Raw genomic sequence first — 23,563 nt, forward strand, 5'->3', positions numbered from 1 at the left:
CACGTAAGTATGGCAGCGCGCGGGCCCACCGCACGAGAGCGCGACCGGCCACCCACGAAGGGGAAACCCGATCGGGCCGCCAACGGGGCCGACGGAGTGGACACCTATCCTGGTGGAGTCGGACAGCGCGGTCCGCACTCTGCTCTCCCGGGGTGGCGCCAGCACCGCTGTCTGTCGTGGCCCCCGGAGAACCCCCGGGGCCGCTGCCTGCCGCGGCCTCCGGTGAAACCCCGTGCTCAACCACTGCAAGGAGCCGCACACCGTGAGCAGTGCCGACCAGACCCCCGCCGCCAGCCCCGAGCTGCGCGCCGACATCCGCCGCCTCGGCGACCTCCTCGGCGAGACCCTCGTACGCCAGGAAGGCCAGGAACTCCTCGACCTCGTCGAGCGGGTCCGCGCCCTGACCCGCACCGACGGCGAAGCCGCGGCCCAGCTCCTCGGCGACACCGACCTGGAAACCGCCGCACAACTCGTGCGCGCCTTCTCCACCTACTTCCACCTCGCCAACGTCACCGAACAGGTCCACCGCGCCCACGAAATGCGCGACCGGCGCGCCGCCGAGGGCGGCCTCCTCGCCCGTACCGCCGACCGGCTTAAGGACGCGGACCCCGACCACCTGCGCGAGACCGTCAAGAACCTCAACGTCCGCCCCGTCTTCACCGCACACCCCACCGAAGCCGCCCGGCGCTCCGTACTCAACAAGCTCCGCCGCATCGCCGCACTCTTGGAGACCCCCCTCGTCGACGCCGACCGACGCCGCCAGGACCTCCGCCTCGCCGAGAACATCGACCTCATCTGGCAGACCGACGAACTACGCGTCGTCCGCCCCGAGCCGGCCGACGAAGCCCGCAACGCCATCTACTACCTCGACGAACTCCACGCCAACGCCGTCGGCGACGTACTGGAGGACCTCGCCGCCGAACTCGAACGCGTCGGCGTCGAACTCCCCGCAGGCACCCGCCCCCTCACCTTCGGCACCTGGATCGGCGGCGACCGCGACGGCAACCCCAACGTGACCCCCGCCGTCACCTGGGACGTGCTCATCCTCCAGCACGAGCACGGCATCACCGACGCCCTCGAACTCATCGACAACCTGCGCGGACTCCTCTCCAACTCCATCCGCTACACCGGCGCCACCGACGAGCTGCTGACCTCCCTCCAGGCCGACCTGGAACGCCTCCCCGAGATCAGCCCCCGCTACAAGCGGCTGAACGCCGAGGAGCCCTACCGCCTCAAGGCCACCTGCATCCGCCAGAAGCTCGTCAACACCCGCGAGCGCCTCGCCTCCGGCACCCCCCACCGCCCCGGCTGCGACTACCTCGGCACCGCCGAACTCCTCGCCGACCTCGAACTCATCCAGACCTCACTGCGCGAGCACCGCGGCGGACTCTTCGCCGACGGCCACATGGACCGCACCATCCGCACGCTCTCCGCCTTCGGCCTCCAGCTCGCCACCATGGACGTCCGCGAACACGCCGACGCCCACCACCACGCCCTCGGCCAGCTCTTCGACCGGCTCGGCGAGGAATCCTGGCGCTACGCCGACATGCCCCGCGACTACCGGCAGAAGCTCCTCGCCAAGGAACTCCGCTCCCGCCGCCCCCTCGCCCCCACCCCGGCCCCCCTCGACGCCGAGGGCGAGAAGACCCTCGGCGTCTTCCACACCGTCAAGGAAGCCTTCGAACGCTTCGGCCCCGAAGTCATCGAGTCCTACATCATCTCGATGTGCCAAGGTGCCGACGACGTCTTCGCCGCCGCCGTCCTCGCCCGCGAAGCCGGACTGATCGACCTCCACGCAGGCTGGGCCAAGATCGGCATCGTGCCGCTCCTCGAAACCACCGACGAACTGCGCGCCGCCGACGTCATCCTCGACGAAATGCTCGCCGACCCCTCCTACCGCCGCCTCGTCTCACTCCGCGGCGACGTCCAGGAGGTCATGCTCGGCTACTCCGACTCCTCCAAGTTCGGCGGCATCACCACCTCCCAGTGGGAGATCCACCGCGCCCAGCGCCGCCTCCGCGACGTCGCCCACCGCTACGGCGTACGCCTGCGCCTCTTCCACGGCCGCGGCGGCACCGTCGGCCGCGGCGGCGGCCCCTCGCACGACGCGATCCTCGCCCAGCCCTGGGGCACCCTGGAAGGCGAGATCAAGGTCACCGAACAGGGCGAGGTCATCTCCGACAAGTACCTCATCCCCGCACTCGCCCGCGAAAACCTCGAACTGACCGTCGCGGCCACCCTCCAAGCCAGCGCACTCCACACCGCACCCCGCCAGTCCGACGAAGCCCTCGCCCGCTGGGACGCCGCGATGGACACCGTCTCCGACGCCGCCCACGCCGCCTACCGCAAGCTCGTCGAAGACCCCGACCTGCCCACCTACTTCCTCGCCTCCACCCCCGTCGACCAACTCGCCGACCTGCACCTGGGCTCGCGCCCCTCCCGCCGCCCCGGCTCAGGCGTCTCGCTCGACGGACTGCGCGCCATCCCCTGGGTCTTCGGCTGGACCCAGTCCCGCCAGATCGTCCCCGGCTGGTACGGCGTCGGCTCCGGCCTCAAGGCCCTGCGCGAAGCCGGACTCGACACCGTCCTGGACGAAATGCACGAACACTGGCACTTCTTCCGGAACTTCCTCTCCAACGTCGAGATGACCCTCGCCAAGACCGACCTGCGCATCGCCCGCCACTACGTCGACACCCTCGTCCCCGACGAACTGAAGCACGTCTTCGCCGACATCGAGGCCGAACACGCACTCACCGTCCAGGAAGTCCTCAAGATCACCGGCTCCACCGAACTGCTCGACACCAGCCCCGCCCTCCAACAGACCTTCGCCATCCGCGACGCCTACCTCGACCCCATCTCCTACCTCCAGGTCTCCCTCCTGGCCCGCCAGCGCGAAGCCGCCGCACGCGGCGAAGAACCCGACCCGCTGCTCGCCAGGGCCCTGCTGCTCACCGTCAACGGCGTCGCCGCAGGCCTCCGCAACACCGGCTGACCCCCACCGGACCGGGCGCGGCCCCGCTCACAGCGCGAAGAACGTCGCCACGAGCAGGGCCGCACCCGCGATCCCGGTACACCAACCGGTCCGCGACATCCGCAACCCCCCACCGATCACCAGACCCGCCAACAACAACGCACCACCCAGCGGCACCCAGGCATGCAGAAAACCCGGCGTCCCGGTCCGCACCACATCATCCGTACCCGGCTTCACCACCACCGGGAACCGATCACCCCGGCGCGCCGCCACGGAACTGTCGATCGTCACCCGCGACCGCGCCGCCGCCTGCCCCGACGGCGCGAACGGCCCCGTACAGACATCGGCACCGCACCCCGTCACCGTCATCGTGCCGTGCTCACGGCCCTTGGCCAGAATGATGTGGTGCGCCTCGTCCCAGGACGACAGCACACCCGCCACCAGCAGCAACAGAACAACACAGCCCATGGCGGCGTTGCGGGCATGGACCAGGGCGCGGTGGGAGGAGCTCCGCTTCATGGGGAGCGATCCTTGGGCAGACCGGGGCCACCGGTCAACTCGTGGCCGAAAAACGCCGGGGTACCGGCAGAAATGTCAGAGTTGTACGCACCACCGCCCCCTACGAGTCGCACGCGCCACCGCGCAAACACCGCCCCCTACGAGTCGCACGCGCACCAACCCGCCACGCAACGCGCTACGAGTTGTACGCGCACCAACCCCGCCACGGAACGCCCTACGAGTTGTACGCGCACCAACCCCGCCACGCAACGCGCTACGAGTTGTACGCGCTCTGCGCCCGCTCCAGACCCTCCGCCAGCAGACTCTCCACCGAATCCGCCGCCCGGTCCACCAGATACGCCAGCTCCTTGCGCTCCACCGACGAGAAGTCCTTCAGCACGAAGTCCGCGACCTGCATCCGCCCCGGCGGCCGCCCGATCCCGAACCGCACCCGGTGATAGTCCGCCCCCATCGACTTGGTCATCGACTTCAACCCGTTGTGACCGTTGTCGCCACCACCCAGCTTCAGCCGCAACGCCCCGAAGTCGATGTCCAGCTCGTCATGGACCGCCACGACATGATCCGTCGGCACCTTGTAGAAATCACGCAACGCCGTGACCGGCCCGCCCGACAGATTCATGTACGACATCGGCTTGGCCAGGATCACCCGCCGACTCGCCGGTCCCGGCGGCCCCATGCGCCCCTCCACCACCTGCGCCTGCGCCTTCTGGGCCCGCTTGAACTTCCCGCCGATCCGCTCGGCCAGAAGATCGGCCACCATGAAACCGACATTGTGCCGGTTCGCCGCGTACTCGGGGCCGGGATTGCCCAGGCCCACGATGAGCCAGGGTTCGGTGGCGTCGGACATCTGCGCTCGGTCTCCTCGCGTACGACGGCTGATTGCGCTGAATACAGGAAAACGGGGCGGCAGGTCCCGAACAAGGAACCGCCGCCCCGTCAGTGAAGCAGTGAAGCAGTCAAGCGGTGAAGCAGTACGACGAGGCTCAGGCCTCGGCGCCCTCGCCCTCGGCACCCTCGGCAGCCGGCTCCTCGGCCTGCGCGGCGACGACCTGAAGCACGACGGCCTCCTCGTCACCGGCCAGCACGGAACCCTTGGGCAGCGGGATGTCCTTGGCGAGAACGGACGCACCCGCGTCCAGACCCGCGATGGAAACCGTGACCGACTCCGGGATGTGCGTGGCCTCGGCCTCGACCAGCAGCGTGTTCTGGACGTACTCCAGCAGGTTGCCGCCCGGGGCCAGGTCGCCCTCGACGTGCACCGCGATCTCCACGTTGACCTTCTCGCCGCGCTTGACGGTCAGCAGGTCGACGTGCTCGATGTTGCCCTTGAGGGCGTTGCGCTGCACGGCCTTCGGGATGACCAGCGCGTCCTTGCCGTCGATCTCCAGACCGATCAGGACGTTGGCGGTCTTGAGCGCCATCATCAGGTCGTGACCCGGCAGGGTGACGTGAACCGGCTCGGCACCGTGACCGTAGACGACCGCCGGAACCAGGTTGGCACGACGGGTCCGACGGGCGGCACCCTTGCCGAACTCGGTACGGACCTGGGCGTCGAGCTTGACCTCAGCCATGACTGCACTCCTCGTAAGGTGACAAAACTTGGACGGTCACCCGGCCCACGACAGGCCTGCTACGAAGAGCGCGTCGATAACGGACCACCGTACATACGAGTACGGCCTCCCTCGCCGAGCAACTCACTGAGTCTACCCGGCGGAGAGGCCGCCCCCAAAGTCGATCTTCGGAGCCGCCGCTCCGACGACCGCTCCCGCTGCTCCTACTGCTCCTCGAAGAGGCTCGTGACCGAACCGTCCTCGAAGACCTCACGCACCGCACGCGCGATCGTCGGCGCGATCGAGAGCACCGTGATCTTGTCGAGCTCCAGCTCACCCGGCGTCGGCAGCGTGTCCGTGAACACGAACTCGCTGACCTTCGAGTTCTTCAGCCGGTCCGCGGCCGGACCCGACAGCACACCATGGGTCGCCGTCACTATGACGTCCTCGGCGCCGTGCGCGAACAGAGCGTCGGCGGCGGCACAGATGGTGCCACCCGTGTCGATCATGTCATCGACCAGGACACAGACCCGGCCCTTCACATTGCCGACCACCTCGTGAACGGTCACCTGGTTGGCGACGTCCTTGTCACGACGCTTGTGCACGATCGCCAGCGGAGCATCCAGCCGGTCGCACCAGCGGTCCGCCACCCGCACACGGCCGGCGTCCGGAGAGACGATCGTCAGCTTCGTACGGTCGACCTTGGCACCCACGTAGTCCGCCAGGATCGGCAGCGCGAAGAGGTGATCCACCGGACCGTCGAAGAAGCCCTGGATCTGGTCCGTGTGCAGATCCACCGTGAGAATGCGGTCAGCACCCGCCGTCTTCATCAGATCGGCCACCAGACGCGCCGAGATCGGCTCACGACCACGGTGCTTCTTGTCCTGCCGGGCATAACCGTAGAACGGCACGATCACCGTGATGGAACGAGCCGAAGCACGCTTCAGCGCGTCCAGCATGATGAGCTGCTCCATGATCCACTTGTTGATCGGAGCGGTGTGGCTCTGGATCAGGAAGCAGTCGGCACCACGAGCCGACTCCTGGAAGCGGACGTAGATCTCACCATTGGCGAAATCGAAGGCCTTCGTCGGCACGAGGCCGACACCCAACTGGTGCGCGACCTCCTCGGCCAGCTCGGGGTGGGCGCGGCCGGAGAAGAGCATCAGTTTCTTCTCGCCGGTCGTCTTGATCCCGGTCACAGCACAGTCTCCTCAGACGTGTTCCTGGCGCTGCGCGCATGTTGTCCCGATGCGCAACGAGCCAGCCGAAATGGGGTGAGCATCTATCACGGTACGCCGTGCTCGGCGTACCTGTTTCCGGTCAGCTTTCGCTGTTGTGTTCCGACACGGCGGCCTGAGCCGCCTGCGCGGCGCCGCTTCCCGGACGCTTGCGGGCCACCCAACCCTCGATATTCCTTTGCTGGCCGCGGGCGACGGCCAGCGAACCGGGCGGTACGTCCTTGGTGATGACCGAGCCGGCCGCGGTGTAGGCACCGTCCCCGACCGTGACAGGCGCCACAAACATATTGTCCGACCCGGTACGGCAGTGGGAGCCGATCGTGGTGTGGTGCTTGGCCACGCCGTCGTAGTTCACGAAGACGCTGGCGGCCCCGATGTTGGTGTGGTCGCCGATCGTCGCGTCGCCCACGTAGCTCAGGTGCGGGACCTTGGTGCCCTCGCCGATCGTGGCGTTCTTCATCTCCACGTACGTACCGGCCTTGGCCTTCGCGCCGAGCCGGGTGCCGGGCCGCAGATAGGCGTACGGGCCGACCGTCGCGCCCTCGCCGATCTCCGCCCGGTCCGCGACCGTGTTGTCCACCCGCGCGCCCGCCCGGACGACGGTGTCCGTGAGCCGGGTGTTGGGGCCGACCTCGGCGTCCTCGCCCAGATGCGTGCTGCCGAGCAGCTGGGTGCCCGGGTGCACGAGCGCGTCCCGCTCGTAGGTGACGGTGGCGTCGATCACCGTGGACGCCGGGTCCACGACGGTCACACCGGCCATCATGGCCCGCTCCAGCAGCCGCTGGTTCAGCAGCCGCCGGGCCTCGGCCAGCTGCACCCGGTTGTTGATGCCGAGGATCTCGTGGTGGTCCCCGGCGACCGAGGCGCCGACCCGGTGCCCGGCCTCGCGCAGGATGGAGAGGACGTCGGTGAGGTACTCCTCGCCCTGGCTGTTGTCGGCGCGGACCTTGCCGAGGGCGTCGGCGAGCAGCCGGCCGTCGAAGGCGAAGACTCCGGAGTTGATCTCCCGGATCGCGCGCTGGGCGTCGGTGGCGTCCTTGTGCTCGACGATCGCGGTGACCGAGCCGTTGGCCGGGTCGCGGACGATACGGCCGTAGCCGGTGGAGTCCGGGACCTCGGCGGTCAGCACGGTGACGGCGTTGGCGTCGGCCGTGTGGGTGGCGGCGAGCGCGAGGAGCGTCTCACCGGAGAGCAGCGGGGTGTCGCCGCAGACGACGATCACGGTGCCCTCGACGACCCCGCCCAGCTCTTCGAGACCGACGCGCACGGCGTGGCCGGTGCCCTTCTGCTCGGCCTGGTGGGCGGTCCGCAGCCGGTCGTCGGCGGCGGTGAGCTGTGCGGTGACCCGCTCGCTGCTGTGGCCGACGACCACGACGAGGTGTTCGGGGTCCAGTTCGCGGGCGGCGGCGACGACATGTCCGACGAGCGGGCGCCCGGAGATCTCGTGCAGAACTTTGGGGGTCTTCGACTTCATGCGGGTGCCCTCACCCGCTGCGAGGACGACGACGGCTGCCGGGCGGTTGACGCTCACGGGTATGTCCTTCGGCTTCGGGTGGGGGACATCCGAAGGATACCGGGGGGTTATGGGGCAGGCATGGGTGAGGGCCCCGACCTCGGAGGTCGGGGCCCTCGCGAGCGGGCTCCCCCACCAGGATTTGAACCTGGACATACGAGACCAAAACTCGCAGTGCTGCCTGATTACACCATGGGGGATTAATCCCGGCTAAACCGGACATTGTGTCGGCTCGCCGGAGCGGCACTCAACACTATGCCGTACCAAGTGCCTTCTACGCGACGATAAAGGTCGGCGCTCTTGGTGACGTAGATGATCAGGCAGCCGCGGTATGCCTCGGTGGTGTTCTTGCGGGTGGTCCTGGGGTTGTGCTTCTTCAGGGTCGTCTTCTGGAGCGAGGAGGCGGGAACGCCCGCCAGGTCTGCCCAGAACTGCTCGGCCTCGGTGACGTTCCCCGACTCGTGGATGCTGACCCGGAAGTGCATGCGCTCACGTGGGACCTCAAGCAGTTCGAGCCAGCGAAGGTACAGCGTGATCACGTTGGGGTCGCTGTTGATGAAATGAAGGCTCTCGCGGCGACTGTATGTCTTGTCCTTGGCGCCTTCGGCCCAGTACAGGGCTACTCCGGCGAGGAAGAGTTCCCGGTCCGACAGCTGGCCGACCGCATCTCGTGCGCGATCCTTGACCCGGCTTCGTTCCTCGTCCTGGAAGGCGCGCAGGCGCGACAGCCCGGCGTTCATGAGGGCGCGGCGCTCCTCGTCCGTGTAGCGCGGCTCCGGCTTCGGCAGATCCCGTACCCACAGTGAGATCGAGCTCTTCGAGCACCCCAGCTCGACTTGGATCTGGTCGTACGTCATGCCCTGGCTGCGCAGTTCCCGGGCCTTCTCCCGGAGGTCGTCCTTGGCGCGTGGGCGTTTCGTCCACTCCGGTGCCGGCTCGCCCCTGACCAGGCGGCCCAGGAGGTCGTTGTTGTGGATGTGCAGCCGGTCGCGGATCTGCCTGAGGCTCAGGCCCTCCCGGCGCAGGGTGACGGCCTGCTCGCGCAGCTCTTCGAAGTTGGCGTACTTGCTCGTGATTTCCGTCATGCGACGAGCGTCGTCCGGAATGCGGACGTCCGGTGCGAAAGCCTGCTCGATTCACCATTTCAAGCGATATGCGGCCGTTCTGTCGCTGTTCGGCGGGAGCACGTGCTGTCCCCGTCGCCCGAAAACGGGGTGCGCCCGCCCGTAGGGTGGACGGCATGACCGCAACGGGGGCAGACCGGGCAGCGGCGGGAACGACCACCCGCGGCTACTGGTGGTGGGAGCGGCGGCGCAGTGTCGCCCTGGATGTGGGGCTCGGGCTCCTGTCGGCGCTGGAGTGCGCGCTGGAAGGGGTGGAGTTCGCCGGGGACACCGGGTTGCCGGTGCCGATGGGGGTGTTGTTCGGGCTCCTGGCGGGGTCGGTCCTGGTGGTGCGGCGGCGGTGGCCGCTCGCGGTGGTGCTGGTGGCGATCGCGACCACGCCGGCCGAGATGGGCTTCCTGATGGGCCTGGTCGGCCTCTACACGCTGGCCGCCTCCGATGTGCCGAGGCGGATCACCGCGGTGCTGATGGGGATGTCCTTCGCGGGGACGTTCATCGTCACCTATGTACGGCTGCGGCAGAGCGTCGCCCAGCAGGACGACTTCGGGCCGGGGGACTGGTACGTACCGCTGATCTCGCTCTTCATGTCGCTGGGGCTCACCGCGCCGCCCGTGCTGTTCGGCCTCTACATAGGGGCCCGGCGGCGGTTGATGGAGAGCCTGCGGGAGCGGGCGGATTCGCTGGAGCGGGAGTTGTCGCTGCTCGCCGACCGGGCGGAGGAGCGGGCGGAGTGGGCGCGTACGGAGGAGCGTCACCGGATCGCCCGCGAGATGCATGACGTGGTCGCCCACCGGGTGAGCCTGATGGTGGTGCATGCCGCCGCGCTCCAGGCCGTCGCTCCGAAGGATCCGGCGAAGGCGGTGCGGAACGCGGCGTTGGTCGGTGACATGGGCAGGCAGGCGTTGACGGAGTTGCGGGAGATGCTGGGGGTGCTGCGGGCGGGGGATCCGGTGACGGCCCGCCCGGCTTCGGTGCCGCTGGCGTCGGTCGGTCAGGCGGCGGCCGCAGCGGCTGCGGCGGCGACGGAGGACGGGCCGAGGCTGGACGAGGTGGAGACCCTGGTGGGGGAGTCCCGGGCGGCCGGGATGACGGTGGAGCTGTCGGTGGACGGCGAGGTGCGCGCGTATCCGCCGGAGGTCGAGCAGACGGCGTACCGGGTGGTGCAGGAGGCGCTGACGAACGTCCACAAGCATGCGGCGGGTGCGAAGGCCTGGGTGCGGTTGGCGCACCGGGGTGAGGAGGTCGCGATGCAGGTGGAGAACGGTCCCTCGGACGCGGCGACGGCGGATGCCGGGTTGCCGAGCGGGGGTAATGGTCTGGTCGGCATGCGGGAGCGGGTGCAGGGGCTGGGGGGTGTCTTCGTCTCGGGTCCGACGGATGCGGGTGGTTTCCGGGTGTCGGCGGTGCTGCCGGCGCGGGGGGCGGCGGCCTGACCCCCGAGGGGCCCCGGGTTTGAGGGGCGGTGGTGCGTCGGGTGGGTTCTCGGGTCCGCCCCGGGGTGCGCCCCGCCCCTGGCCGTCAGCTCGGGGCGAGGCGTTCGGGCTGGATGCCGGAGATGAGGGTGGCGAGTGCCTGGTCGATGTCGGGGCCGAGGTACCAGTCGCCGGTGTGGTCGATGCTGTAGACGCGGCCTTCGCTGTCGATCGCCAGGACCGCCTGTCCGTCTCCTTCCTCGCCCAGCGGGCTGACCTCGGTGTTCAGTGCCCGGCCGAGGTCGCCGAGGGTGCGGGCGAGGTGGAGTCCGCTCAGTGGGTCGATGCGTACCGGTGCGGGTGCGATCTGGCGGCCGGGTGCGGAGGCGGAGATGTGGAGTCCGCCGAATTCGGCCCAGGCCTCGACGGCGGCGGGGAAGACGGCGTGCTGGTGTCCGGCGGGCGAGGTGTGCGAGCGCAGTGCGTCGGCCCATTCCTCGGCCCGGCGGATGTCCCAGCGGCCGGGTTGCCAGCCGGCGGCGCGCAGGGCGGCGTCGACGGCGACGGGGAAGCGGGTGGAGTCGTGCCGGTCGCGTTCGGCGGGGCCCGTCTGTGCGGGCAGGTCGGTTCGGTCGTGCATCGGCGTGCGGTCAGCCCTTCTCGGCGGTGGTCGCCGCCCCGGCGGTCGTGAGGTCGACGGGACGTACGCCGAAGTGGGCGAGCATCGCCGTGCAGGAGCGGCAGGGTGGTGCGTAGCTGCCGTGCAGCGGGTCGCCGTCCTCGCGGATGCGCCGTGCGGTGAGTCGTGAGTGCTTGAGGGCGCGTCGGGCTTCGCCGTTGGTCATCGGCTTGCGCTGGGCGCGCTTGGAGCGGGTCGACTCCGCCGCGGTGAGCTGGCGGGAGAGCAGTATGGCTTCGGGGCAGCGGCCGGTGAAGCGTTCGCGTCGGCCGCTGGGGAGGGTGTCGAGGAAGTCCTGGACGAGTGGGTGCAGTACGGGGGGCTGGTCGCCCTTGCCCGCGGTGCAGGTGAAGGTCTCGCCGCGTACGGAGAGCGCGGCCGCGACGGCGGGCAGGATGCCGTCGCGGCGGTGGTGCAGGCGGGGTGTGCGGCCCGTGTCGGTGCTGCTCCAGCTGAGGCGCGGGTCCCCGGATGTGACTGATTGTGCAGTGGTCATGGTGCTTTCCCTCCCGTGCCCGCAGCGGTAGCTGCGCGATGTGCACGCCCCCGAGTTGCGGTGACAGCCTGCCAAATGTCCGGGCTGGTGGGGAAGCTGGGGCGGTGAAACGTGTCTCCGTGTCGTCTGTCGGGGGTGGTGGCGTTGCTCGTCCGTCACGTCGTTGTGACGGTTCGTGACGGGTGCGGAGGGGGAGTCGTACGACAGGTCACATGGGCGAGACCGGGCCTTGCGGCACCGCATAGGCTGTGCCCGGACCGTCGACCCTCGGGCAGGCCGGTCCTCACCAGCCAGACGCAGCAGGGGGCAACCGCCATGACGACAGGTCGGCTCGGGCAGCAAGCCGCGCCACCGAACGCGGCCTACGCCGGGCAGCTCGTGCATTTTCCGGATCCGGTCCGGGCGTCCCGCCATCCTGGTGGTGTGCGCATGGACGGGAACGGCAGCCCGGTCTTCGCGCCGTACGCGCGTGCTGCGGCGGAGGTCGCCGAGCCGCCGCAGGGTTTCGGGGTGGACGAGTTGCGGCTCACGGACTACGTGTCGGCCAATGCGGCGCTGGCGGCGAGCGGTCATGAGCTGTGGGACACGATTCCTTCGGTCGCCACTCCGCACGGCTGGACGTGGCACCACGTGCCGGGGGGTCGGCGGATGGAGCTGGTCCCGGTCGAGGTGAAGGCGTTGCTTCGGCATCACGGTGGGCTGGCGGCGACGGCGGTGGACCACGGCAAGCGGGGGACGCGCCCGTTGCAGGAGACCCGGCCGGCGCATTTCCGGCTGCCGAAGGGTGCTGTGGCGGTGAGCGAGGCGCAGGTGCTGAACGTCGAGGAGGATCTCGGTTACCGGCTGCCGGGTGCGTACCGTTCGTTCCTCAAGGCGGCGGGGGGTTCGGCGCCGGTCGGCGCGGCGCTCGACGCGGAGCTGGGGCTCCTGGTCGATCAGCCGTTCTTCACGGTGCGGGAGCAGGCCGCGGCGAACGATCTGGTCTACATCAACAAGTGTCTGCGTGATCACCTCACCAAGGACTTCCTGGGTGTCGGTTTCGTCCAGGGCGGCATTGTCGCGGTGAAGGTGAAGGGAAGCGGCGTCGGTTCGGTCTGGTTCTGTGCGTACGACGATGCCCGGGATCGGGACGGCTGGAATGTTCAGGAGCGGGTGGACCGGCTGCTGCTGCCGTGCGGTGATGACTTCGACGCCTTCCTGCGGCGGCTGGCGGGCAATCCGCCGGAGCTGGAGACCGTGGCGAACCTGATGGTGGACGGCGGCTTCGCGCGGGCCGTCCCGGTGGAGGGGTGAGCGCGATGGTGACCTTCGCTCAGGCGCAGGAGCGCGCGGACGAGTGGATCAACGGCGATGTGCCCGCGTATCAGCACCGTGAGGTGCGGGTGCGGGAGTTCGAGCTGGGTTTCGTGGTGTGGGGCGAGGACCGGGCCGAGGGTCCGGTCTCGGACGGTGGTGCGCAGCGGCTGGTGATCGCCCGGGACAGTGGCGAGGCCACTTTGTGGCCGGGGCTGCCGGTGGGTGAGGTGATCCGGCGCTACGAGGAGGAGTACGGCGCTCCCGTGGTGGCGGCTGCTGCTCCGGAGCCGCCCCAGCGCATCGATCTCAATCAGACGTCGTTCCTGTTGAGCCCCCCGGAGTGGCTCCAGGAGGCGGCCGACAAGCTGGGCATTCCGGATCGCCGGGAGGGTCAGGGCGGGAACGTGGCGCCTGCGGCCGCTCCGGGCGTTCCGGCGGCCGCTCCGGGCGTTCCGGCGTCCGGGGTTCCGCCCGTTTCTCCGGTTCCGCAGGCTTCGCCGCTTCCTCCGGCTTCTCCGGTGGTGCCGGGTGGGCAGGGCGGGCCGGTCGCGTACGAGCCCACGGCCAACGACGGTGTCCCGGTGTCCCCGCCGAATGTGCCGGACGGGTCCACTCCCTGGGCCGGTACGGACACGAACGCGGACAACGACGAGGGGGCGGTGCCGCTGCCCGCCACGGTGTTCGCGCCGCCGCTCTCGGGTGCCGATGACGAGAACACCCCGCCGCCGGTCGTGCCGGCGGATGCGCCGACCGCCCTGATGTCGGGGGGCAGCCAGCTTCCCCGGACGGCGATCGCGCCGGGCCTGCCTCCGCAGGGGGGCGCCCCGGCTGGTCCGGGTGCTCCGGGTCCGGGCGCTCCGGCGGGTGTGCCGGGTCCGGGTGCTGGTGACATCGCCGATGCGGCCACCAGCAAGGCCGCGGTGACGCCGCGTGGGGCGCGTGGTTCGTCGACCCCGCCGCCGCCCGGTGCTCCCGGGACTCCGGGTGCCAGGCCGGGTGCGCCGGTGCCGCCCCCTTCGGGCCCGGGTGCGCCCGGTGCCCCGGCGGGCGGGTACCTGCCGACGCAGCTGGCCCCCCAGGTGGGCTCGCCCGGAGCGCCGCTGCCGCCTCCGGGTCCGCCCGGCGCCCCGCTGCCGCCTTCCGGGGCGCCTGGGGCTCCTGGTGTGCCTGGTGTGCCTGGGGTTCCTGGGGCGCCTGGTGCTCCGGTGGCTCCGCCGGGTTCGACGCCGCCGCCGGGTGGCGGTATGCACCATGCTGCGACGATGTTGGCTGATCCGAGCATGGGTGGCCCTGGTGGGGTCCGGCCTCCTGGTCCGCCCGGTGCTCCTGGTGTGCCTGGGGTTCCTGGGGCGCCTGGTGCTCCGGTGGCTCCGCCGGGTTCGACGCCGCCGCCGGGTGGCGGTATGCACCATGCCGCGACGATGTTGGCTGATCCGAGCATGGGCGGCCCCGGTGGGGTCCGGCCCCCCGGTCCGCCCGGCCCCCCTGGTCCGCCCGGTCCTCCCGGAGTGCCGCAGGGCGGCGCCCCCGGCCCCGTACCGCCGAATCCGCAGGCCCCGCCGCCCCCGGCGTACGGGTATCCGCAGGCGCCGTCCGGGCAGCCGACCGTCGGCCCCGGCTATCAGGCCGTGCTGCGCTACCGCGCGCCCGATGGCAGCGAGCAGCAGCTGATCCGGCGTTCGGCGCCCGGCACCCCGCACCCCGAGTGGCAGATGCTGCACGAGCTGCGGGCGATGAACGTGCCGCCGCAGCAGGTCATCGAGCTGCACACCGAGCTGGAGTCCTGTGAGCTGCCCGGTGGGTACTGCGCGCGGATGATCCGTGAGACCTGGCCGCAGGTGCGGATCACCAGTGTCGCCCCGTACGGGACCGATCACGCCAGCCGCCAGCAGGGCATGCAGCATCTCCTCACCCACCAGGGCGAGCTGCACCAGGTGGCGGACGGGCCCGCCCGCCCGGCGCCGGTGCGGGCGCCGCTGCCGCAGATGCCGCCCGCGATGGCGGCACCGCCGGAGGCCATCGCGGACGAGTTGTTGCAGACCTTCGGGCCGCAGGGCATCTGCCGTTTCGATCAGCGGGCCGTCTCCCGGCAGGGGGTGCCCGAGACCGTGGCGCGGACGCTGGTGTGGGCGGGGCTGCCCGCCGACTTCGGGCCGTTCTTCTGGGCGCAGCCGGGTCAGCCGGTCGTACCGACGCTGGCCGAGCTCGCCGCGCAGCGTCAGGTGCAGGCCGCTCCCGACGCGGGGTCGTATCTCGTCATGGGGTCCGACTTCGGGCGGGCGATCTGTGTCCAGTACGGGACCGCGAACATCGTGGCCGTGCCGGTCGAGGCGGGGCCGGGCGGGCAGTCGGTGGCGCCGCAGTTCGTGAACACCGGGCTGCCGGAGTTCCAGCGTTCGATGGCGCTGCTCGGCCGGATGTGGCGGCTGCGCTTCGGGCTCGACCCGGAGCAGGCGGGGCGCTGGACGGTCGACTTCCAGGCCCAGTTGGTGGCGTTGGACGCGGCGGCGCTGGCTTCGCCGGAGAGCTGGTGGTCGGTGCTTCTGGAACAGATGTGGGACGGGCTGATCTGATCCGGCGGCCTCGCTGACGGCGCCCGGTTCCCGAGAGGGGGGCCGGGCGCCGTGCTGTGTGGTGCGGGGGCCGGGCCGGGTGCTTCGGGTTCCTGTGGGGCTCGCGGTGCCCGGGGCGCCTGTGATGCCTGTCGCTTCCGTCTGGAAATCAGTTGATCGATTCCGACTTCTTGGCCAATTGCCGCATCCTTGACGTGTCGCTGATGGTCGGAGAGTCGGAAAGAGGCTTCAAGGATGAGTTCTGCACCGGTGTCCGCGCACGGCTTCGTCGGCGGGCGGGGACGGGGCTACCGTCCGGAGCAGGTGGACCGCGCGGTGGCCGGGCTGTCGGCGGAGCGGGACGCGGCGCTGGACGAGGTGTCCCGGCTGACGGCGTTGGTGGAGGAGCTGTCGGCGGAGTCGGTGCGGCTGAGCGAGGTCGTCGCCACGCTCGCCCCGCAGACCTATGAGTCGCTGGGTGAGCGTGCCCAGCAGATCCTGGCGCTCGCCGAGGGCGAGGCGGAGACCGTGCGGGGTGCGGCCCAGGAGGAGGCGCAGGCGCTGGCGGACGCGGCGGACGAGGCGGGCCGCGGGGTCCGTGCCTCGGCGCGGGCGGACTCCGAGGCGATGCGGGCGGCGGCCGCGCGGCACGCGGACGAGACGCTGGCCGCGGCGCGGGACACCGCCGACACCACGGTCGCGGAGGCCCGCGAGGAGGCCGCGGAGGTGCGGGAGCGGGCGGAGTCCATGATGGCGGAAACGATTCGCCGCACGGAGAGCGTTCTCGCGCACCAGGAGCAGGAGCACTCCGAGCGGTGGCAGGCGGCCGAACTCGAACTGGCCGAGGCCGAGGCCGCGCAGGCGGCACACCATGACGAGCTGACCGAGCGGGCGGAGGCCCTGCTGGCCGAGGCGCGACGGGCCCTCGCGGAGACGGAGGAGGCCGCCCGGCACGGCCAGGAGGACGCCGAGGCGCAGGCCGCGGAGCTGCTCGCCGGGGCGAGGGTCCGCGAGGAGCGGGTGGTCCGGGAGACGGAGAGGATCGTGCGGGAGCACGAGGAGGGCCGCGAGGAGGTGCAGGCGCACATGGCACACGTACGGAATTCGCTCGCGGCGCTCACCGGGCGGGTGACCCCGGCGGAGGACTGAGCGGAGCGAGGGTCGAGCCCGGGAGGGGCCGAGCCCGGAGGAGGACTGAGCCGGGCGGAGGACTGAGCCGGGCGGAGGACTGAGCCCGGCGGAGGACTGAGCCGGGCTTCGGCTGGGTTCCATGCGCACGTGCGGTGCCTGAGCGGCGGGGGCGACCAGGTCCGCTGGGCGGCCCGGACCTTCTGGTCCCCTCAGGTACCCGTCGGTATATGCCTGCCAGGGCACGTACACCGGTGGTTGGCGCGCTTGCCGAGAGTCGCCGGGACGGCACGAAGCCCTGCCCGTCCCCTGCCGGACGGGCAGGGGACGGGCAGCGCCTCACTCCGGTGGGCTGCTGTACCGCTCCAACGTCGCCTTGCTGGTGGACCGGTCGACCAGACGCAGTTCCCACGGCCCGGTGTTCACGTCGAAGTCCTTGCCGAACCCGACCCACTTCCCGGCCATGCGTCGGCCGGTCGGCTCCACGAGGAGCTGAACGGCCCCGTGGTAACGGGCGCCGTTGTAGTAGCCGTCCGCAGCGGTCTGCTCGACCCATGACCCGGTGACCACGTTGCGGTCGACGGTCAGATCCAGTGTGAGCGGGCTGTCGGGGTTGCTGCTCGCCCCGGGCAGGCTCTGAGCGGTCAGCCGGCTCCCGTGCTGGACGATCACGACGTAGTGCTTGCCCTCGTACGTCTCCGCCCGGCTGGACGAGTAGAACTCGTAGCGGCTGAGCCACACCCCCGAGAACGTCTCGTCAGTCGCCTGTACGGCCTTCTGCGCACCTGCGGAGGCGGAGGTGACCCCGCCTTCTGCTCCTGCGTCCATGTCGTGCCCTCCTTTGCCGTCCGTGCGGACTCTTGCCAGGGGTGCTGTGCGGCGGGGCCGGGTTCAGTGGTGGGGTGGTGTCGGGCGTACGCCCGCCAGGATTCGGGGTTCCTCGCCCTGGTAGAGCCGGCGTGCCGCCGGGGCCGTGTGGCGGGGGAGGACCGTGCCCAGCCAGCCTGCCAGGAACCCGGCGGGGATGGAGACGAGTCCGGTGGTGGTGTACGGGAACCAGTTGAAGTCGTGGTCGGGGAAGACCGAGGTGGGTGAGCCGGAGACCAGGTTGGTGCCGGTGATCAGTACCAGTGTGGTGAGGGTGCCGACGACGAGCGTGCAGAGCAGTCCGGCGCGGGTGAAGCGCCGCCAGAACATGCTGTAGACGAGCGCCGGGGCGAAGGCGGACGCGCCGACGCAGAACGAGAGCGTGGCCAGCGCCTGTACGTTCCAGTGCCTGGCCACGACGGCGAGCACGGTGGCGAGCAGTCCGACGACGATCGCCGAGAACTGCGCCGTACGCATCTCCGACAGGCCGGGCAGGGGCTTGCGGTCCGGGTCGCGCACCCCGTGCAGGCCGTGGGCGAAGAGGTCGTGGGCGAGGGAGTTGGCGCAGGACAGGATCATTCCGGCGACCGAGGCGAGCAGGGTCAGGAAGATCGCGGTCGTCATCGTCGTGATGACCAGGGCCCCCATCCGCGTGCCGTTCGCGACCTCTCCGCTGATCTGGAGGATCGCGCTGTTCCCGGAGGCCCCGGCGGCGGTGATGCCCTCGTGGCCGACGAGGGCTCCCGCGCCGAAACCGATCACGACGAGCAGCAGACAGATCGTGGCGACCACGGCGACGGCCCAGGACATCGAGCGCCGGACGGCCTGGGTGGAGCGGGCGCTCGCCATGCGCATGGTGACGTGCGGCAGGCAGGCGGCGCCGAGGACCACGGTCAGTTCGGAGCTGACCATGTCGAGTCCGCTGCCCTCGAACTGGAGCCCCGAGCGGAGGTAGGCGGCCCCCGCGCCGCTGCTCTGGCGGGCGGCCGAGAGCAGGGAGTCGGTGTTCCAGTCGAAGCGGTTCATGATCAGTACGGCGATGGTGAAGGAGGCCACGAAGAGGACCACGGTCTTCACGATCTGGATCAGCGAGGTGCCCTTCATCCCGCCGATCGCCGCGTAGCCGATCATCAGGGTGCCGAGTCCGATGATGGCGCCGGTGCGGAAGCCCGAGGTGTCGAAGCCCAGGATGAAGGCGAGCAGATCGCCGCTGCTGGCGAGCTGGACGACCATCATCGGGACGAGCGCGGCGAGGGTGGCCGCGCAGGCGGTGATGCGGACGGCGCGGCCGGGGGCGCGGCGTACCAGCAGGTCGCCCATGGTGAACCCGCCCGCGTTGCGCAGCGGTTCGGCGAGCAGGAACATCAGCAGGACGAGCGAGAGGGTGATGCTCAGCGCGAGGATCATCCCGTCGTAGCCGGTGAGGGCGATGATGCCGGTGGTGCCGAGCACGGTGGCGGCGGAGAGGTAGTCGCCCGCGAGGGCGAGGCCGCTCTGCATCGGCGAGAGCGACCGGGAGCCGGTGTAGAACTCGTCGAGGTCGTCGCGGTCCGGGCCGGTCATCACGCAGAGCAGCAGCGCGACGGTGCCCACGGCGAGGAAGGCCACCAGGGACATCGACTGCGCGGAATTGTCGAATCCGTTCACCGTGCCGCTCCCGCTCTTCGGATGCGGGCGGCGAGCGGGTCGACCGTGCGCCGGGCGGTGCGCTCGTACACGACGATGGCGAGCACCGTCACGGGGAGCTGGCAGAGCCCCAGGGTCAGGCCGAGGTTGAGGCCGCCGAACAGGGGGACGTCCATCAGCTCCTTGGCGAAGCCGGAGAGCAGCAGGAAGGCGACGAAGTAGCCGAGTGCGGTGAAGGTCGCGACGCGTCGCAGCAGCCGGTACGCGGTGCGCAGCCGGCGGAGGTCGCTGTGGCGGCCGGGTGCGGGTGCGGGGGTGTCGGCCGGGCCCGGCGGTCGGTCGGGCGGTGCCTGTTCCGAGCTCTGCCAGGGGAGCAGGTAGTCGAGGTGGTGGGGGGAGGGGGGTGGGTTTCCGTGCGACATCGGGGTGCTGCTCCTTGCATGGCTCGGGTCCTGGTCTGGACGGCAAGGCAGGAGTGCGGGTGCGGTCGGAAGCGCGAATATTACTCGCGGGTACGGCAGTTGGGGAGGGGGTGGCCCGAATTGCAGGGGGTAATGGCTCAGTTGCATGTGGTCCCGTGAACGGGGGGTGGCGGCCGGGCGGGAAGGAGGCCCCGGCCGCCCCCGCCTCCGCACCCCTGGGTCCAGTCCCTGATACGGGCCTCCACCCAGGGGTCGAGACCCTTAGGGGGAGGTCCTTACTTCTGGGCAGGGGCGGTTCCTCCCGGCGGAGGACGTGGGGGCGGGAGCCCGTTCCTTAACGTGTTCCTACACCGCGAAAAGCGGCTGGATCCCACCGCGGAGGCGGGGGACACGGGGGCCGGGGTGGGGGAGACCCCACCCCGGAGCGGTGCCGGGCACCCATGCTTGCCGGGCACCGGCGGCCGGGACCCGCTCCCGGCGCCGGACTCCGCACACGCACACGCACACGCATACGCATACGCACCGACGCGACCGACGACGGATCAGTCGACGCGTCACCACGATGACCGACATAGGAGATAAACCGTGACAACGGCTGTGACCATTCCCAGGCACGGGGGTACTGGAGGGCGTACGGCCGTTGCTGCGCGGGCGCGGCAGGTCGTCAAGGCGTACGGGGCGGGGGAGACCCGGGTCGTCGCGCTCGATCATGTCGATGTGGACATCGCCCGCGGAGAGTTCACCGCGATCATGGGCCCGTCCGGCTCCGGCAAGTCGACCCTGATGCACTGTCTGGCGGGCCTGGACACCGTGAGTTCGGGGCAGATCTTCCTCGACGAGACCGAGATCACCGGGCTCAAGGACAAGAAGCTGACCCAGCTCCGGCGGGACCGGATCGGCTTCATCTTCCAGGCGTTCAACCTGCTTCCCACGCTCGACGCGCTGGAGAACATCACGCTGCCGATGGACATCGCCGGCCGCAGGCCCGACGCCGACTGGCTGCGTCAGGTCGTGGAGACCGTGGGCCTCGCCGAGCGGCTGAAGCACCGGCCCACCGAGCTCTCCGGCGGCCAGCAGCAGCGCGTCGCGGTGGCCCGTGCGCTCGCCGCCCGGCCGGAGATCATCTTCGGCGACGAGCCCACCGGGAACCTGGACTCCCGGGCCGGTGCCGAGGTGCTGGGCTTCCTGCGCAGGTCGGTCGACGAACTGGGCCAGACCATCGTCATGGTCACCCACGACCCGGTGGCCGCCTCCTACGCGGACCGGGTGCTGTACCTGGCCGACGGACGCATCGTCGACGAGATGCGCGACCCGACGGCCGAGCAGGTCCTCGACCGCATGAAGGACTTCGACGCGCGCGGGCGGACCTCATGACCGTCTGGAAGACATCGAGGCGGAACTTCTTCGCCCACAAGGGACGCATGGCGCTCTCCGCCGTCGCGGTCCTGCTGTCGGTGGCGTTCGTGTGCGGCACGCTCGTCTTCACCGACACCATGAACACCACGTTCGACAAGCTCTTCGCCGCGACCTCGGCCGATGTCACGGTCACCCCGAAGGCCGCCGAGGACGACGACCGGGGCCCGCGGAACGGCAAGCCCGCCACGGTCCCCGCCTCCGACCTCGGGCGGATCGCGAAGGCCACCGGCGCGAAGGCGGCCGAGGGCGCGGTCAGCAGCATGTCCGTCACCGTCGTCGACAGCCATGACAAGAACATGGGATCGACCACGGGCGCCCCGACGATCGCGGGCAACTGGACGCGGAACGACCTGCGTTCGATGGAGATCTCCTCCGGTCACGCCCCGCGCGGCCCGACCGAGGTGATGGTCGACGCCGACACCGCCGAGAAGCACCACCTGAAGCTCGGCGACGAGCTGCGCACCATCACCGCCAACGGCGACATCCGGGCGCGGATCAGCGGCATCGCCACCTTCACGGTCACCAACCCCGGCGCGGCGGTCGTCTACTTCGACACCGCCACCGCGCAGACGAAGCTGCTGGGCCGGCCCGATGTCTTCAGCCTGCTCTCCGTCACCGCCGAAGCCGGTGTGGCCGACGAGCAGCTGAAGAAGAACGTCGCCGCCGCGCTCGGCGACACCTCCGCCTACGAGCTCCGCACGCAGCAGGAGTCCGCGGACGCCAACAAGGACTCGATGGGCTCCTTCCTCGACGTCATGAAGTACGCGATGCTCGGCTTCGCCGGGATCGCCCTGCTCGTCGGCATCTTCCTGATCGTCAACACCTTCTCGATGCTGGTCGCCCAGCGCACCCGTGAGATCGGCCTGATGCGGGCCATCGGCTCCAGCCGCAAGCAGGTCAACCGGTCCGTGCTGATCGAGGCGCTGTTCCTCGGCGTCGTCGGCTCGCTCCTCGGGGTGGGCGCGGGCGTCGGCCTCGCCGTCGGCCTGATGAAGCTCATGGGCGCCGTGGGCATGGAGCTCTCCACCGGGGACCTCACCGTCGCCTGGACGACCCCGGTGATCGGCCTCGCGCTCGGCATCGTGGTCACCGTCGTCGCCGCGTACTTCCCCGCCCGCCGGGCCGGGAAGGTCTCCCCGATGGCCGCCCTGCGCGAGTCCGGTACCCCGGCGGACGGCCGCGCGGGCAAGGTCCGGGCCGCGATCGGCCTGGTCCTCACCCTGGCCGGTGGCGCGGCGCTCCTCGGCGCGACCCGGGCCGACAAGTCGAGCGAGGGCTCGCCCCTCCTCGGCGCGGGCGTCCTTCTCACCCTGGTCGGCTTCATCGTGATCGGCCCGCTGCTGGCCGGGTTCGTGGTCCGGGTGCTGAGCGCGGTCATGCTGCGGATGTTCGGCCCCGTGGGACGGCTCGCCGAACGCAACGCGCTGCGCAACCCGCGCCGTACCGGAGCCACCGGCGCCGCGCTGATGGTCGGCCTCGCCCTGGTCGCCTGCCTCTCGGTCGTCGGCTCCTCCATGGTCGCCTCGGCCACCGAGGAACTCGACAGGTCCGTCGGCGCGGACTTCATCGTCCAGCCGGCCGGTGGCGACGGATCGCCCCTCGTCGACCAGGCGGTGAAGGCCCTGAAGGCCGTGCCGGACATCGAGCACCTCACCGGCTACAAGTCCGTGGGCGCCCGGCTGACCGCCCCCGACGGCACCACCGTGCACGACGGCCTGGTCGCCGCCGACCCCACGTACAAGGACGACGTCCGCCGCGAGACGGTCTCCGGCGAGCTGGCCGCCGCGTACGGCAAGGACGCCATGTCGGTCGGCGAGACGTACGCCACCAAGCACCACGTCGAGGTCGGTGACCGGATCACCGTCGCGTTCGAGGGCGGCAGGACCGCGAAGCTGAAGGTCGCCGCGATCACCTCGGACGACGTGAACATCGACAAGGGCGCGATGTACACCAGCGTCACGACCGCCGCGCGGTACGTCCCCGCCGACGCCCTGCCGGGCAACATGCTCATGTTCGCCAAGGCCGCGGACGGCAAGGAGAAGGAGGCGTACGCCGCGCTCAAGAGCGCCCTCGCCAAGTACCCGCAGTACGAGGTGCGGAATCAGGCCGACTACAAGCAGCAGCTGAAGGACCAGATCGGCCAGCTGCTGAACATCGTCTACGGCCTGCTGGCGCTCGCGATCATCGTCGCGGTGCTCGGGGTGGTGAACACCCTGGCGCTGTCGGTGGTCGAGCGGACCCGGGAGATCGGTCTGATGCGGGCCATCGGCCTCTCCCGCAGGCAGCTGCGCCGGATGATCCGGCTGGAATCGGTGGTCATCGCGGTCTTCGGCGCGCTGCTCGGTCTCGGCCTCGGCATGGGCTGGGGCACCGCGGCCCAGAAGCTGCTGGCGCTGGAGGGCCTCGGCGTCCTGGAGATCCCGTGGCCGACGATCCTCACGGTCTTCGTCGCCTCGGCCTTCGTGGGGCTGTTCGCCGCGCTGGTCCCGGCGTTCCGGGCGGGCAGGATGAACGTTCTGAACGCCATCGCCACGGACTAGGCCCCGTCCGCGAACCGCCGTCTGCCGTGCGACGCCCGGCACGCACGCTCGCCGTGTTGTCGGGGGCGCCCCGATGCGTCCAGTCCCGATACGTCCAGTCCCGATACGTCCAGTCCCGATACGTCCAGTCCCGATACGTCCGGTATCGGGGCGGACCTCCGCCTTGCGCTCGCACGCGCCGGACGACCGCGGTTCGAAGACAGGTCCTGGGACG

At 70.6% G+C, this 23,563-nt stretch carries 17 protein-coding genes and 1 pseudogene; 7 read left to right on the forward strand and 11 right to left on the reverse strand.

What is annotated here, in order from left to right; genetic code table 11:
• Positions 1–262 precede the first annotated feature (262 nt).
• A complete protein-coding gene (ppc, locus tag ACFVFH_RS20210; RefSeq protein ID WP_383770393.1) occupies positions 263–2,992 on the forward strand; it encodes a phosphoenolpyruvate carboxylase in 2,730 nt (909 codons plus the stop codon).
• Between the two features lie 27 nt (positions 2,993–3,019).
• Here ppc and ACFVFH_RS20215 read toward each other — a convergent pair whose 3' ends face one another.
• From ACFVFH_RS20215 to ACFVFH_RS20240, 6 genes are all read right to left on the reverse strand, one after another.
• Complete coding sequence (locus ACFVFH_RS20215; RefSeq protein ID WP_383770395.1) at positions 3,020–3,490, reverse strand: hypothetical protein; 471 nt, start codon at positions 3,488–3,490, stop codon at positions 3,020–3,022.
• A gap of 253 nt (positions 3,491–3,743) precedes the next feature.
• Complete coding sequence (gene pth, locus ACFVFH_RS20220; RefSeq protein ID WP_383770398.1) at positions 3,744–4,337, reverse strand: aminoacyl-tRNA hydrolase; 594 nt, start codon at positions 4,335–4,337, stop codon at positions 3,744–3,746.
• 136 nt (positions 4,338–4,473) lie between these two features.
• Positions 4,474–5,061, reverse strand: coding sequence for a 50S ribosomal protein L25/general stress protein Ctc (locus ACFVFH_RS20225; protein WP_383770401.1), 588 nt, complete (start codon positions 5,059–5,061; stop codon positions 4,474–4,476).
• 203 nt (positions 5,062–5,264) lie between these two features.
• Positions 5,265–6,239: a ribose-phosphate diphosphokinase gene (locus ACFVFH_RS20230; RefSeq protein WP_030926792.1), complete on the reverse strand. Its 975-nt coding sequence runs from the start codon at positions 6,237–6,239 to the stop codon at positions 5,265–5,267.
• Positions 6,240–6,360: 121 nt separating this feature from the next.
• The gene (glmU, locus tag ACFVFH_RS20235; RefSeq protein WP_383770403.1) at positions 6,361–7,809 is read right to left on the reverse strand and encodes a bifunctional UDP-N-acetylglucosamine diphosphorylase/glucosamine-1-phosphate N-acetyltransferase GlmU; all 1,449 of its coding nucleotides are present in this window, start codon (positions 7,807–7,809) and stop codon (positions 6,361–6,363) included.
• 182 nt (positions 7,810–7,991) lie between these two features.
• Positions 7,992–8,876: a hypothetical protein gene (locus ACFVFH_RS20240; protein WP_383770406.1), complete on the reverse strand. Its 885-nt coding sequence runs from the start codon at positions 8,874–8,876 to the stop codon at positions 7,992–7,994.
• Positions 8,877–9,031: 155 nt separating this feature from the next.
• Between ACFVFH_RS20240 and ACFVFH_RS20245 the strand changes: the two genes are divergently transcribed.
• Positions 9,032–10,348 carry a sensor histidine kinase gene (locus ACFVFH_RS20245; protein WP_383770408.1) on the forward strand — a complete coding sequence of 439 codons (1,317 nt, stop codon included), beginning with the start codon at positions 9,032–9,034 and terminating at the stop codon, positions 10,346–10,348.
• A gap of 85 nt (positions 10,349–10,433) precedes the next feature.
• Here ACFVFH_RS20245 and ACFVFH_RS20250 read toward each other — a convergent pair whose 3' ends face one another.
• Both ACFVFH_RS20250 and ACFVFH_RS20255 read right to left on the reverse strand, forming a co-directional pair.
• Positions 10,434–10,967, reverse strand: coding sequence for an SUKH-3 domain-containing protein (locus ACFVFH_RS20250; protein WP_383770410.1), 534 nt, complete (start codon positions 10,965–10,967; stop codon positions 10,434–10,436).
• 10 nt (positions 10,968–10,977) lie between these two features.
• Entirely contained in the window at positions 10,978–11,502 is a 525-nt protein-coding gene (locus ACFVFH_RS20255) for a YwqJ-related putative deaminase (protein ID WP_383770413.1), read from the reverse strand.
• A 315-nt stretch (positions 11,503–11,817) separates the two neighbouring features.
• Here ACFVFH_RS20255 and ACFVFH_RS20260 point away from each other — a divergent pair, with 315 nt between their 5' ends.
• The 3 genes from ACFVFH_RS20260 (at position 11,818) to ACFVFH_RS20270 (ending at position 16,499) form a co-directional block, all read left to right on the forward strand.
• Positions 11,818–12,795, forward strand: a complete 978-nt coding sequence (locus tag ACFVFH_RS20260; protein WP_383770747.1) for an SMI1/KNR4 family protein — start codon at positions 11,818–11,820, stop codon at positions 12,793–12,795.
• 5 nt (positions 12,796–12,800) lie between these two features.
• A complete protein-coding gene (locus tag ACFVFH_RS20265) occupies positions 12,801–15,371 on the forward strand; it encodes an SUKH-4 family immunity protein (protein ID WP_383770415.1) in 2,571 nt (856 codons plus the stop codon).
• A 234-nt stretch (positions 15,372–15,605) separates the two neighbouring features.
• On the forward strand, positions 15,606–16,499 hold the full coding sequence (locus ACFVFH_RS20270; RefSeq protein ID WP_383770418.1) for a cellulose-binding protein: 894 nt from the start codon (positions 15,606–15,608) through the stop codon (positions 16,497–16,499).
• Between the two features lie 318 nt (positions 16,500–16,817).
• Here ACFVFH_RS20270 and ACFVFH_RS20275 read toward each other — a convergent pair.
• The 3 genes and pseudogenes from ACFVFH_RS20275 to ACFVFH_RS20285 form a co-directional block, all read right to left on the reverse strand.
• Positions 16,818–17,348 (reverse strand): annotated as a pseudogene (locus ACFVFH_RS20275) (XRE family transcriptional regulator); the annotation flags it as partial.
• Positions 17,349–17,369: 21 nt separating this feature from the next.
• Positions 17,370–18,992, reverse strand: a complete 1,623-nt coding sequence (locus ACFVFH_RS20280) for a cation acetate symporter (protein ID WP_383770420.1) — start codon at positions 18,990–18,992, stop codon at positions 17,370–17,372.
• Positions 18,989–19,393: a DUF485 domain-containing protein gene (locus ACFVFH_RS20285; RefSeq protein WP_383770423.1), complete on the reverse strand. Its 405-nt coding sequence runs from the start codon at positions 19,391–19,393 to the stop codon at positions 18,989–18,991. The genes ACFVFH_RS20280 and ACFVFH_RS20285 overlap by 4 nt, the downstream gene beginning before the upstream one ends.
• Positions 19,394–19,978: 585 nt before the next feature.
• Here ACFVFH_RS20285 and ACFVFH_RS20290 point away from each other — a divergent pair.
• The gene (locus ACFVFH_RS20290) at positions 19,979–20,767 is read left to right on the forward strand and encodes an ABC transporter ATP-binding protein (RefSeq protein WP_383770426.1); all 789 of its coding nucleotides are present in this window, start codon (positions 19,979–19,981) and stop codon (positions 20,765–20,767) included.
• The gene (locus ACFVFH_RS20295) at positions 20,764–23,349 is read left to right on the forward strand and encodes an ABC transporter permease (protein WP_383770429.1); all 2,586 of its coding nucleotides are present in this window, start codon (positions 20,764–20,766) and stop codon (positions 23,347–23,349) included. Before ACFVFH_RS20290 ends, ACFVFH_RS20295 begins: the two co-directional genes overlap by 4 nt.
• Positions 23,350–23,563: the final 214 nt, after the last annotated feature.

Source organism: Streptomyces sp. NPDC057697 (genome assembly GCF_042799335.1).
Taxonomy (GTDB): Bacteria; Actinomycetota; Actinomycetes; order Streptomycetales; family Streptomycetaceae; genus Streptomyces.